The organism is Robiginitalea biformata HTCC2501, from assembly GCF_000024125.1.
In the GTDB taxonomy this organism is placed as follows: domain Bacteria; phylum Bacteroidota; class Bacteroidia; order Flavobacteriales; family Flavobacteriaceae; genus Robiginitalea; species Robiginitalea biformata.
Genome location: NC_013222.1, coordinates 2209323 through 2221697 on the forward strand (window position 1 = coordinate 2209323; position 12375 = coordinate 2221697).

Consider the following 12375-nt stretch of genomic DNA (forward strand, 5'->3'; position numbering starts at 1 on the left):
TATCTATACTCCCCCGGTTAAATATATTCCCCGCCGGTAATCCGGATCAGCGACCCCGTAGTCATACAGGATTCCTCCGAAATCAGGTACATAACAGCCGGGACCGGGTCCTGCTTGCTGAGCATCCGGCCCATCGGAATAGCGGCTGAGGCCTCCCGTTTCAATTCGCTTTCGCTTTTACCTTCGCTGGCCCGCAATTTCAGTTCCCCTTCCGTATCCGTCCAACCCATCACCACGTAATTAGACCGGATTCCATGCCGGGCGTAATGGTGGGAAATGTGGGTAGACAGCGTGTAGAGCGAACTCTTGGTTAGCGCATAGGCGGTCCGATCCATTTCCCCGTAATCCATGTGGGCGGACCCAAAGAAGATGATGGAGCCCGAATTTTGTTCCATCATCGATTTCACAACGTGTTTTAACAGGAAATACGGGGCTTTGAGGTTGACGTTAAAAACGCTGTCGAACACTTCCTCATCCGTATCGGTCAGTGAGGCAACCGGGGTAATCCCGGCATAGACCACCAGGGCGTCCACCTTGGTGAACCGACGGAGGGTCTCCCGGTGGAAATTTTCAATTTCCCTGATACTGTTCAGGTCGATGGGGTGGAAGTAGAGCCGGTCTGCCTTCCCGGACGCCTGGATGATTTCCTTCCCCTCCCGGGCATCCCGGCCACAAAAAGATACATTGTACCCTTTCTCGAGGCAAGCACTCAGAATTTCCCTGCCGACGCCTTTGGCGCCGCCGAGTATCATAACAGTTTTCATGGATGTTCCGATTAACCGGTTTCTAGCGGTCCGCTCAAAACTACATATTTATTGCCAGTGCAGGGATTTTCGTCTATATAATGAAACGATAATCCGATTAAGTCGATTTTTCCGACACGCCGGGCTTCCCCGGGTTGCCGGCAACCCGATTCCGGGCCTCAGGCTTCCGTTCCCGGCGGGCTGCCTGTAAATGTTGGCATCGTATTGCTTTCACTGGCGGAAATACCTTCCTGCCGGAAGACTTTTTTTACAGTCAGCAACAGGATTTTCAGGTCGGTGGCCAGGCTGATATGGTTCACATACCATACGTCCAGGGCAAACTTCTGCTCCCAACTGATGGCGTTGCGCCCGTTGACCTGCGCCCACCCGGTGATCCCGGGGCGTACCCGGTGGCGCTTGGCCTGTTCCTCGTTGTACAGGGGGAGGTATTTGACTAGCAGCGGGCGGGGCCCGACGATGGACATATCCCCTTTGATTACGTTGATCAGCTGCAGCAGCTCGTCCAGGGAGGCCTTGCGGATGAATTTGCCGACCCGGGTAATGCGCTGCACGTCGGGCAGCAAATTGCCGTCCGCGTCTTTTTTGTCGTTCATCGTCTTGAATTTGATGATCTTAAAAAGGCGTTCGTCCTTGCCCGGGCGTTGCTGGAAGAAAAATGGCTGCCCCTGGTTGCTGATTGCCAGGATCAGCGTGATGATTACCAGCAGGGGGCTTAATAGCAAAACGGCGATCAGGGCAGTGAGAAAATCCAGGAAATGCTTAATTCGTCGGTAGGTCATGGCCGTTCAATTTACGAATAGATACATGCGGAACCTAGGCGGTTTTATGACTTTGTTCCAGGCGACGGTACTCTTCGAGGATCAGCTTCCAAACGGACTCCTGTTCGTACCGGCCCGCGATCATGGGACGCGCCTTTTGCGCGAGACTGGCCAGCAGATCGGGCTCGAGGATAAAGCGCTCCATGGCATCCCTGAGGGGTTCCAGCTGCTGGGGCGGGATGATCAGGCCGTTTACCTCGTGCTCAATGATTTCGTTGCATCCGTTGATGTCGGTGACAATTGCGGGCAAGCCCATGGACCCGGCCTCCATCGGGACATTCGGGAATCCCTCCCGGTAGGTCGGGAATACCAGGGCATCTGATATAGCCAGGTACGGACGCACGTCCTTTTTCGGGCCAACATACATGATTTGCGGGTGCGTATCTATGGCCTGGTGCGTCTCGGGCTTTAGCGGGTCCAATTCGGATTCGTAATGGCCGATCATCAGGAGCCTGATGTCCGGGTGTGTTTTGCAGAGCCCGGTAAATGCGGCCACCAGTTCATTGATGCCCTTATCCCGGACCAACCTACCGATAAAGATAAATATCAGGTGCGATGGTTTAAACCCGATTTCCCGATAGATCTCGTTTCGGGTTTCGGGGCTTATGCGATCCTGGGAGAAAGCCTCGGTATCCACTCCGTTGGAGCTTCCCTTGCCCAATACGGACATTTTCCGGTCCGGTGCAAGCCGCAACTCCAGGGCGAGGGACTTCAGGTTGTGCGAATTTGGGTATACGTGTGTGGCGAGCCGATAAGTGAGCCGCTCAATCCAGATCAGCAGGGCGCGTTTCAACCCGGTTTCCACCACCAGCGGGAGTCCGGCGATGTCGTGCATCCGGAAGGGCACGCGGGCCAGATAGGCCGCGAGCATGCCCACGAGCCCGGCTTTGGGCGTATGGGTATGCACAAACAGCGGTTTTTCCTTTCGCAGGATGCGGTATAGCTTGTAGACGGCCCGAATATCCGTCGCCGGGGTGATCTTCCGCGTCAATTGCAGGGTATAGCCGCGTACCCCCTGGGTTTCGGCAGCTTTTTCCAGGGCACCCTCCGGGTGGGAGGACGCCACCGCCACCACATCGTAGTCCCCGGACATATAGCCCAGCTGGCCGCGCAGCAGAAAGGCTATGGATGCGGGGATGGTGGCAACTCGGAACAGTTTTGGTTTATCCGGCATGAATGGTTTTCAATTTAGCGGGGGAGCGCCCCCTTAGAGTGTCAAACGGTTCCTGGCCGGATTTCATATATCGGTTTCGCAATTTCAATTCCCCAGGACTTGCCGGTAGAGATCTAAATATCTGTCTACCATTGTATTGATGTCGTATTTCTCGGCCCGCTGCTGACAGCGTTTTTTCACCGCATCGTAGTGTTGCGGGTCTTCGTCCAACTTGCGGATCTCGGCGGCCAGGGCGTCCGGGTCATTGTCAGGCACCAGGATCCCCGCACCCCCAACTACCTCAGAAAGCCCCGGGGCGTCCGTCGCCACAAATGGCTTGCCGCTGGCCAGCGCCTCGACGCTCGAGAGGGAAAGGCCTTCGTAATGGGAGGAAAGCACCACGATATCCGCCGTTTTCAACAACCGGGGGACATCGGGACGGATCCCGAGGAAATGTACCCGGTCCGAGAGGCCCAGGGAGGCGGCGAGTTCTTTGTTGAAATCGATGAGTTCCCCCATTCCGGCAAAAACCACATGGAATTCCGGGTCCAGGTGCACCAGGGCGCGGATCAGGGTTTCCTGATTTTTTTGCGGGCGAAAGGCGGAGACCTGCAGGAGCATCTTTGCGTTCTCCGGCAATCCGATTTCCGTTTTTTTGAGCGGTTCGGCACTGCGAATCGCATCCAGGTCGATGCCGTTGTAGATGGTCACCACCTTGTTGCGGCGCGTGTTGATATGGGCATCGAGCCGCTCGCGTACCGTGTCGGATATGGCGATATGGCAGTCGTAACGGGGGTAGATGCGGTTGTCGACCCACCGATAGAGGGCATTCCCCATACGCCGGTTGTTCGTGTTGTGCTCCGTATAGATGAGTTTGGACCCGCGAAAGGCGTATTTAGCCAGCGCAGCCCAGTAAAAGGAGGGGAACAGGTGGACGTGGATGATGTCGTATTTCGTTCCCTTCAGGCATCTGGCCAGTTTTAAAACACAAACCGGGCTGTAGATATTTTGTTTCTCCCCCAGGCTCAGGATTTCGATACCCTCCGTAGCCCGCAACTCCCGGAGCAGGGGGGCGTCGTAGGAGGACAACAGGCAGACATCCACCTGGTGGCCGCGTTCCAGGTAGCGTTTCGAGGTTTCAACCAGCAGAATCTCCGCACCGGCGGTGGACATTCCGTTGATGAGTTGCAGGATCCTCATTTCATTGTGTGGTTTCCCATGGGGAGTTTTGGGCAATCATGGAACAGTTGATTCCGCAAAGGTGCCAGAACCCGGAACTCAGGCCGGGTAAATCTGGCGAATGGTTTCCAGGTCCTTGGTCGGGAAGTAATCCTCGTCCTTCTTATTGCGGTTGAATATTTTGTTGCGTTTCATGTAATCAAAACAGGCATCGTCATACGACAGGTTCGTGTGGTCCAGGATCTGTTTGATGACCTGCTCCGGATTCTTGACAAAATCGATGTACTGTACATCCAGCACGTCTACATTCAGCTTGCTGACCTCCTCATCCGTGACATCGCTCACTTTCTTGATCTGGAATGCGGTCAGCGCAATGGGGTCGTCTTTGTGCTTTTCCGCCCATTCTAGCTCCTCCTGTGTATAGGGGCCGGTCCACCAAAGGCGTTTCTCGCCCCGATCCGGCCAGAAATCGATCTTCATCAGGGAGCTGACGGTAGGGATCGCCTTCCGGTGAATCCGGACATATTGCGCATCGGGAAAGATGCTGTTCAGGTATTCCAGGCGCGAGGGTCCGGTAATCTTAAAAGCCAGCCTTTTCTTCCCCTGGTTCCGTACAATTTTGCTGAAGAACTTCCGGATTTTCCGGACGTATTCGGGCTGCTCCCGTTTATCGTGCAAAAAGTCCCGGTCAAAATCGATACCCGGGCCCACAATCGCTTTCCACATGGTATAATTTTCCCCTGTGCGAAAGACGAAGCGGTTAAAGGGGTTTACTTTGTTCAATTGTTTCTTCTGGCCAAAAATCCTCCAGTATTTGTTGTCGAATACCCTTCTCAGGTAATTTACGGTCGTACTCCTTGGGAAGGCATTCTGATATTGGGAAGGATAGCCAATATCTTTATGCCGCATGACAATTTCAGAGATAATCGTGGTCCCGGACCGCGGATTCCCGATAAATATAATGGGCCTTTCGAGTTCCTTAAAGTTTTCGATATGACTTGCCATAGTTGCGTTGTAATCTTTTCGAGGGGAATCCACCTTTAAAATGCCCCCAGCAAACGATTTGGGTTTTTGTAATTAAATCGCCACAAAGATAGGCCTTCCCTTCTCACAGCACCCAATATTTACGGTGAACGCCCGATTTTATTGATGAACATTTTTAACCCATATGGTTTGGCCGGGGGTGGATTTTCTCAACATACATGGGCGAACGGATCACTTTTGGTGCTGCAGATCCAGTTTTTCGCCCAGCTTATAATCCCATTCCTTAGGTAGAATGGGTCGGTAGCCTCCATCGTGATGGAACGTAATTTCCCCAAAATATATTCGATTGCCCACCTCGTACCAATCAATTCGAGCATAAAGAAATGGTTCGGCCAGCTGTCGGGAGAGCTCCAGGATTTTGTCCAGAGATCGGGGTTTGTCTACCGGGACATTTTTCGGGTCCGTTAACCGGCCATTTTTTAAAACGGAGCTCCAGCGCATGGGTAATAAATCCCAGGATGGAGAATACCAGTTTCTGAAGTGGCCGTCCGTGCCCCGTCCTTCATCCATTTGAATCATTTCCGGTTTCCCATGAAATACATGGACCTTGATATCTGCGGGTATCTTGCCTTCATCGTCAAGGAGCAGTTGCTCCACAATGATCCGGGGCTTGATGTTTTTATACTGCCATTCACGAGAATTCGTATAGTAATTCCGATGCATCCGCTTAGCCATTTTAGCCTGTATTTCCTGCCAGTCAACCCCTTCTTTTTCCCTCAGGAATACACCGCCGGAACTGTCGTGATTTGTTTTGATGATACAAGGGAACTTATCGATGTTGCGCTCGTTGATATCCGCTGCGTCCTCGGTTGAAAAATAGAGCGGTACGAGGTAATTTTCGCCTATTTTGCCTTTGACATAATCCCTGACCGCATATTTGTCCGAGCATTGCGAATGTAGTGGCGTCCTATCGTGAAGTTTTAACCAATTGATTTTCTCATTCAGGGTCCTGGGATGCTGCAGGTTCAGTTCATACCCCATTTTCTTCCTGAATTTTCTTTTTATATATGCCGTGTCACTGACAAATGTCCGCACATAAAAGTGATAAATACGCCTTAGGATATTCAACATGGGAGTTCAGATTTAATAATGGGCATAATCAAAGAATCAGGTCGATGCAGTGGCCTCCGGTGGGGGTTGTAATTCCTGTTTTTTTAAGTCTCTGATTCGGGCATAGACGAACATGGATATAAATACCATAAAGAAGGATTCAAAGTATCCATGACTGGCGAGCATTGCAAGTGCAATAACAATAATTACATAGAGATACTCCGGGTTTGTATCGAAATATTTGAGGCAGCCGAGGACCAAATAGAAATATAAACCCATTAAAAATAAAAAGGGCAATATGCCGGATTCACCCCAGACCATCAAATACGTATTATGGATGCCGGAGCCGCCGTACTGCTTACCGCGCAATTTGTTGTACCCGTTGCCAAAAATAGGTGCTTCCCATACTTTAGGCGTGTACTTGGCCCAGGTATCCATCCGGGTATCTTTGGTAATTGTTTCCGTCTGGACATTATTGGAGAAAAGACTTTCCAGTGCCGAAAACCTCTCGGTGTTCAATTCCAGGAAGGTGGAAACGGTTAAAATCAGGATGACCATCGCGCCACCCACAGCAAACCCAAGGAGATTCTTTCTGCTGCGGACAGAGGCAATCAGATTGATTATGACCCAGATTACGATAAATGTCCTGGAAAGGGTAAGCAAGCCGGCCAAACTGAAAATCAGCATGCCTGTCCAACGAAGGCGTTTTGACGAGGATGCCAGGCTTAAACTGTAACCCACCAGGGCCACGGTGCCTGCATAGTTCGGATTCAGATAAAAGCCACTGGCACGTCCTGTAACCGTGCTGAATTCCGTATAGGCATCCGGAAAAACAACCCCGTGAATTATAATGCTCAAGCCGCCCACAATAAGAACTACCAGTAAATCCCGGTTATTGGTTCGTTGCACCACTTCGTTTCCGCATGCGACCACTATCATAAAACGCAGGAAACTTTTGATGAATTCCGTTTCGTCCTCTGAGGAAAAATTAAAGGTGCTGAAAGTAAAAAACAGAATTCCGAGCACTATAAACGGGATAAATAACCGGTGTTTTGGTTGCGCAAAGAAGAAGTAAACCAATAACAATCCCGATGTCAGGTAACTGGACAATGAACCAAGACTTGGACCAATGTTAAAAAGGAAGAAACCCGGAAGTTGCAGGAGTAGTAGTGCAAGTATGGCCCATCGAACGTAATTCATACGGCTAGTGCTTTAATTTAAACAACCTGTATTGATTCCAGGTGTAGGAAAACATCAAAATATTTCTCAGTACAATTACAGCGGTCGAAGCCATCGCAATTCCATATACTCCATAGCTGTCTATCAGGACATAATCGAGGATCGCATTCAATACCACGCTGATAAATGCTACCAGGGCCATTACATTGTTCTTGTTGATGCTGGTGAGAAAGTTCACAATCAGCATTCCACTAGTTTTAAACGGTACGTAAATCAATATTATTTTTTGGATTAACGATACAATTTCCGCATCGCTACTCGAGAACTTGCCCCTTTCAAAGAACAATGACACAAAGAAATCGCTGGTAATGATCCCCAAAACAGCAACGATGGCACTTACGATAAAAACCGTTTTAAGCAGCCGGAACAGCGTTTCGAATGATTTTTTCCGGTTGACAACAACTGCTTTTGAGAAGTAGGGGAGCAGGACATTGGATATGGCAATAACTAAAATGCCAATAGCAAATGCCGGTATTTTATTTCCGTAATTCAATGCCGAAACCGACCCGATAACCAGTTTGGCGGCAAAATAAGAATCGATAACATTGTGCATGCCCGTTAAAAAGCTTGAGGTCATCTTTACCGGTACCTGCCGAAGCATAACTCGGATGTTTTCGCTCCGAAAATTGGGTGTAGATAAGGCTAGCACCCCTTTTTTTAAACCTACCGAGAGTAAATAGGAGAAAGACAACACGGCTCCGAACAGCGTGCCGATAGCCAAAACGTTCGGGCCGAAAACTTCCTTTCCAAAATATAAGGTCAGGATAATTGTAACAGGTAGGATCACTCCGCTGGTCGATGACAGGAGATATTCGTCTTTTATATTCAGCAAACCGTGAATCAGGGAAGAAAGCCCCCAAAAAAGAATGCAGGGAAGCAAAAAGTAAAGTTGTGATTTTACCAGGGCGTAATACTCGGCATCGTGACCGGGAAAAAACTCTTCGATATAGAAATCGGCAAAAATAAAGGAAACGAGTACCAGAAACAGGGATATCGAGAATGTGACAAGAAAAACGGCACTTTTAAATGACGCAGTGTTGTTCTCCCCGTGTTGTTCCGCTACGTAATTCGGGATAAAGACCTGATTAAAGGAACTGACGAATACGTTTTGTATGAAACCTGGCAATATAAAGGCGATGAAAAAAGTATCGAGTACCTCTGAAAGCCCAAAATTGGCTGCGACGAAGGTTTCCTTGAAGAATCCCAGCCCCTTGACGAACAGCGTGACAAGAAATACAATAAGAATATTACGGGCTACGCCTTTTCTTCTCAATCGTGCAACGGCTGCGGATATGACGGAAGAGATTTTCATGGTCTATTTAAGCAATTCAGCTATTAACTCTTCCCAAACGGCGGCGATGTTTTCGATTTGATAGGGCCTCGTTGCGTCCTTTGCCTTTTCACCGAGCTGGCGTTCCTTTGCAGGATTTTCTATGAGGTCCCTCAGGGCCGCTTCGAGTTCTGCTGTATTCCCAACGGGGACCAGTATGCCGTCATCCCCATGGGATATAATATCCGAAGGCCCCGTCGGACAATCCGTGGAGATACAAGCCTTGCCCATTTGCATGGCTTCAAGCAATACATTCGGAAACCCTTCGTATAAAGAACTCAGTACAAAAATCCTGGCTTTCGCATAGTATGGCTGGATATTTTTCTTTTTTCCCAATAACCGGACCTTGTCGTTCATATGGAGCTGGTCGATCAACGCTTCCAAATAGGACCTTTGCCTGCCGTCACCGATTATATGCAATTCCCAGCCCGATGGATTCAGATTGGCAAAGGCCTTGATCAGTGTATCCTGTGCCTTTTGACGCTCCAACCTCCCCACGTTGAGGATGATGTTTGACATTTCGACATTGGGGTCCGGCCTGAGTCCCGGGTTTATCGGATTCGGAATGATCTGCAGCTTTTTGTTGTCAATATCATTGATATACAATGATTTAATGCGATTATTCTGAACTACAAGTTTATCCGCTTTCCGATAGGTGTATTTCTTCAGAAATCTCCATAAATGGGACAACTTGTTTTTTTCTTCCTCGGGATTGTTCCTTTCACTGATTACGACGGGGATACCATTGCTCCGGGATGCCAGCACCGAAAGGACGTTGGAGGTGGTCATAAAGCCGATACAAAGTTCAATCCGGTTTTCCCGGATCAGCGTATTGACCCTTTTGTACAGGCGCCAATTGTTCCGGATACTCTCCAATGCATTCTGACTTCTGAGCGTATCGTTAAAACAATGGATGACACATATTTCTTTGTGCAACTCGTAAAAGGGTTGCCGTTTTTTATGTGTGATAATGGTGACATGGTAGGACTGAACTAAATGGTTGGCTAAAAGTGTGACCACTCTTTCAGCGCCACCAGACCCCAGGTTGTGAATGACAAAAGCAATTTTTCTTTTACCGGACAATTGACGCATATCGATTTTTGGCTCTCATGAGATGCTAACTCTCGATGGCCTGTGAAAGGAATAGAAGGTTGTTAAGTAATCTGTTCAATTAAATTTTCCCATTTAGCACCAACCTTCTCTATTGAATACTTCTCCAGTGACCCCGGTGCATTTTGGGAAAATTTGTCACGAAGTTCGGGACTTTGGATTAATTGTGATAATCCTTTGATCATTTCATCCATATTCTGATTCTCAATGAGCAGGCCGGTTTCGCCATCGCGGATGATATCTCCGGGGCCGGAAATACAATCATAGGCAATACAGGGAACTCCCTGGGACATCGCTTCAAGGAGCGTCATCGGAAGTCCTTCGAATCGGGACGGCAGAATATAAATGCCTGTGCGGCTCAGCAACTCTTTGATATCCTTGCGAAAACCCATTAAGGTTACATAATCCGAGATGCCCAATTCCTTTATTCGCGCTTCCAATTGAGGCCGACCCCCGTTTCCGGCCCCGACAATGACAAATTTCCATTCGGGATGCATCGATGAAATTTCTTTGACTATATCCATCAGGTTGTCAAAGCCCTTGTGATGCACCCGATTGAGGTTTCCGATAGCCATCACCTCTTTTTTTCGTTCGTCGGACAGGGATACCCGGGATGCGACCTGAAAGGAATACGGGTTGGGCATCACCACCGTCCTGCGATTCTTCTTCTGGAAATAGGGTAAGTCAAACTGGGTGAGCACGGTAACTGCGCTGGCCATAGGATATAAAAACTTCCAGAGAAACCTTTCCTGATAGGTATATCGGGATAAATGATTATTGTGTTCGGAAACGATGATTTTAATATTGAATATCCGGGCAATGGGAATGGTCATGTACCCCAGGAGGTCTATGTGCGAACTCATTACGTCGGGTCGATTGCTCTTCTTGCGGTAAAAGGACAATAAACTGAAAAAACCACTGAATACTACCGAGTCGATCAGCGGTTTCTGGTGCATTTTAATGCGTTTCACCTTTTCGTGGAGAGGATAATGATCGCCATCCCGGAATGTGATTATCCGAACCTCGTGGTCCCTGTCGGCAAGATAATTTGCCAGGAGGCTTACGACACGCTGGGCACCCCCGTCACTCATTTTGGTAATGAGAAAGTCGATCTTCATATTGCGGTGAAATTGTTCATCAATTGACAGAAAGCCATCTATTGGTCTCATAACGACATCCCAAAGGACGATCGTACGTTATGTTCGACATATTTATTGCACAGGATGCACCAATTGCCTGTATAAAATGCAGCAAAGGTTGCAATAAATTCCAAGGCAGATAAATATTCTCCATAACCTGCGGCTTTTATCGCTTAGTTAGTGATTCCAATCAATTCAACGATAGAATCAACCGGTGGGAGTCCAATATTTTTTAGGCATGCCTTTTGATTTAACTTGCAGCAAACTCACCCTTATGCCATTTTGCCATTGGAAAATAACCCGGTTTGTAAAAGTAGCTCTATTCCTGATGTCGGGAGTGGTGTTCTCACAGCCAAAACCCATTAGTTCATTTTATCCGTCGGACGCCTCCACAGCTTTCCGGATGGCCATGAACAGCCCTGAGAAGGAGTTGATACTGGACAGTCATTTCCCGGTTTGGAACCTCCGGCCCATGCGGTTTGTAAGAGTTGAAGACAAAACGATCCACTTTGAGGAAAACGTGGAATTACGGGCCATCCCCGGGGCCTTTCCCAAGAAGATCGACGCGTTGCTCAAATTCGTCGACTGCAAAAACATCAAGTTGCTTGGAAAGGGTAACGTCCTGGCCATGAATAAAGCTGAATATACTGACGGGGAGTGGCGCCATGTGATCCGCCTGCGCGGGTGTACGGATGTAGTGATCGATAACCTGGTCCTGCGGGACAGCGGAGGCGACGGCCTGACCATCGGCAGGAGTGAGAAGAAATTGTTTTCGGAAAAAATTTATGTAAGCAGGATCAAGAGTATCAACAACAAACGGCAGGGGATCTCCATCGTAAGCGCACAGGACGTTTGGATCCAGGATTCCGAATTTCGGGACACCAAAGGCACCTTTCCCGGGGCCGGGGTGGATCTGGAACCCGACCTGCAAACCGAAAGGCTGGTGAATATCAATTTCGAAAATTGCCAATTTGCCAACAATTACAATGCGGGCATCAAGATTGAAACGCATAATTTAACGGGCAGTTCGGAACCGATCTCCGTCCGTTTCAAGGACTGTATCCTGATTGACAACTTCTCCAGGGACAACCCGAAAGTGCGTGCAGAAATCACCATCCACTCCCATAAAACGGACCCGGTTGGGGGGACGATTCACTTTGAAGATATTCTGGTGAAGGATTCAAACTGGGGGCTATTGGTTTCCAGGAAAAATGCCGAAGGGTTTCACGTGTACTTCAAGAACGTGATAGCCCGGAATATTTGCCGGGATACCGGGATGTCGGCGATATTCCTGGAAGTGCCGCATTATAAGATCCCATCCAGTCCGGGAGGATTTACCTTTACCGATGTGGTATTGGAATACGAAAGCGATGTTCCGGTTTTCCGGGTGCGGGGCACCCGCTGGATCCCGGATAGCTTAAAAGACATGCATGGCAATATTACGGTGAAGCGTAAGAATCAACAGGCGCCCCTTTTTGATTATATCAATATGGATGCATCGGATAACGAAAACGTAGATTTCCAGATAACAAAAATCCCCCGCTAGCGG

The 12375-nt window shown here is 48.9% G+C and carries 11 protein-coding genes; 1 reads left to right on the forward strand and 10 read right to left on the reverse strand.

The window, feature by feature from the left end; all coding sequences use genetic code 11:
• Positions 1-17: 17 nt before the first annotated feature.
• The 10 genes from RB2501_RS09795 to RB2501_RS09840 form a co-directional block, all read right to left on the reverse strand.
• Positions 18-764, reverse strand: coding sequence for an SDR family NAD(P)-dependent oxidoreductase (locus RB2501_RS09795; protein WP_015754637.1), 747 nt, complete (start codon positions 762-764; stop codon positions 18-20).
• 158 nt (positions 765-922) lie between these two features.
• Positions 923-1543 (reverse strand): sugar transferase, encoded by a 621-nt coding sequence (locus RB2501_RS09800; protein WP_015754638.1) that lies wholly within the window; start codon positions 1541-1543, stop codon positions 923-925.
• A 34-nt stretch (positions 1544-1577) separates the two neighbouring features.
• Positions 1578-2756: a glycosyltransferase family 4 protein gene (locus RB2501_RS09805; protein ID WP_015754639.1), complete on the reverse strand. Its 1179-nt coding sequence runs from the start codon at positions 2754-2756 to the stop codon at positions 1578-1580.
• 84 nt (positions 2757-2840) lie between these two features.
• On the reverse strand, positions 2841-3935 hold the full coding sequence (locus tag RB2501_RS09810) for a glycosyltransferase (RefSeq protein ID WP_015754640.1): 1095 nt from the start codon (positions 3933-3935) through the stop codon (positions 2841-2843).
• Between the two features lie 78 nt (positions 3936-4013).
• The gene (locus tag RB2501_RS09815; RefSeq protein ID WP_015754641.1) at positions 4014-4919 is read right to left on the reverse strand and encodes a sulfotransferase; all 906 of its coding nucleotides are present in this window, start codon (positions 4917-4919) and stop codon (positions 4014-4016) included.
• Positions 4920-5129: 210 nt separating this feature from the next.
• Positions 5130-6029: an ATP-grasp fold amidoligase family protein gene (locus tag RB2501_RS09820; RefSeq protein WP_049764857.1), complete on the reverse strand. Its 900-nt coding sequence runs from the start codon at positions 6027-6029 to the stop codon at positions 5130-5132.
• A gap of 36 nt (positions 6030-6065) precedes the next feature.
• A complete protein-coding gene (locus tag RB2501_RS09825) occupies positions 6066-7208 on the reverse strand; it encodes an O-antigen ligase family protein (RefSeq protein ID WP_148214339.1) in 1143 nt (380 codons plus the stop codon).
• Positions 7209-7212: 4 nt separating this feature from the next.
• Positions 7213-8559, reverse strand: a complete 1347-nt coding sequence (murJ, locus tag RB2501_RS09830) for a murein biosynthesis integral membrane protein MurJ (RefSeq protein WP_015754644.1) — start codon at positions 8557-8559, stop codon at positions 7213-7215.
• 3 nt (positions 8560-8562) lie between these two features.
• Positions 8563-9669 carry a glycosyltransferase family 4 protein gene (locus tag RB2501_RS09835; RefSeq protein WP_083760710.1) on the reverse strand — a complete coding sequence of 369 codons (1107 nt, stop codon included), beginning with the start codon at positions 9667-9669 and terminating at the stop codon, positions 8563-8565.
• Positions 9670-9731: 62 nt separating this feature from the next.
• Positions 9732-10805 carry a glycosyltransferase family 4 protein gene (locus tag RB2501_RS09840; protein WP_015754646.1) on the reverse strand — a complete coding sequence of 358 codons (1074 nt, stop codon included), beginning with the start codon at positions 10803-10805 and terminating at the stop codon, positions 9732-9734.
• A 295-nt stretch (positions 10806-11100) separates the two neighbouring features.
• On the opposite strand from RB2501_RS09840, the gene RB2501_RS09845 reads away from it, so the two are divergent.
• Positions 11101-12372, forward strand: coding sequence for a right-handed parallel beta-helix repeat-containing protein (locus RB2501_RS09845; protein WP_187289159.1), 1272 nt, complete (start codon positions 11101-11103; stop codon positions 12370-12372).
• Positions 12373-12375 lie beyond the last annotated feature (3 nt).

Bases quoted from the DNA above. Each gene is read 5' to 3' on its own strand.
- RB2501_RS09800 (WP_015754638.1), bottom strand. From the start codon at position 1,543: ATGACCTACCGACGAATTAAGCATTTCCTGGATTTTCTCACTGCCCTG.
- RB2501_RS09820 (WP_049764857.1), bottom strand. From the start codon at position 6,029: ATGTTGAATATCCTAAGGCGTATTTATCACTTTTATGTGCGGACATTT.
- RB2501_RS09805 (WP_015754639.1), bottom strand. From the start codon at position 2,756: ATGCCGGATAAACCAAAACTGTTCCGAGTTGCCACCATCCCCGCATCC.
- RB2501_RS09815 (WP_015754641.1), bottom strand. From the start codon at position 4,919: ATGGCAAGTCATATCGAAAACTTTAAGGAACTCGAAAGGCCCATTATA.
- RB2501_RS09840 (WP_015754646.1), bottom strand. From the start codon at position 10,805: ATGAAGATCGACTTTCTCATTACCAAAATGAGTGACGGGGGTGCCCAG.
- RB2501_RS09795 (WP_015754637.1), bottom strand. From the start codon at position 764: ATGAAAACTGTTATGATACTCGGCGGCGCCAAAGGCGTCGGCAGGGAA.
- RB2501_RS09825 (WP_148214339.1), bottom strand. From the start codon at position 7,208: ATGAATTACGTTCGATGGGCCATACTTGCACTACTACTCCTGCAACTT.
- RB2501_RS09845 (WP_187289159.1), top strand. From the start codon at position 11,101: ATGCCATTTTGCCATTGGAAAATAACCCGGTTTGTAAAAGTAGCTCTA.
- murJ (WP_015754644.1), bottom strand. From the start codon at position 8,559: ATGAAAATCTCTTCCGTCATATCCGCAGCCGTTGCACGATTGAGAAGA.
- RB2501_RS09810 (WP_015754640.1), bottom strand. From the start codon at position 3,935: ATGAGGATCCTGCAACTCATCAACGGAATGTCCACCGCCGGTGCGGAG.
- RB2501_RS09835 (WP_083760710.1), bottom strand. From the start codon at position 9,669: ATGCGTCAATTGTCCGGTAAAAGAAAAATTGCTTTTGTCATTCACAAC.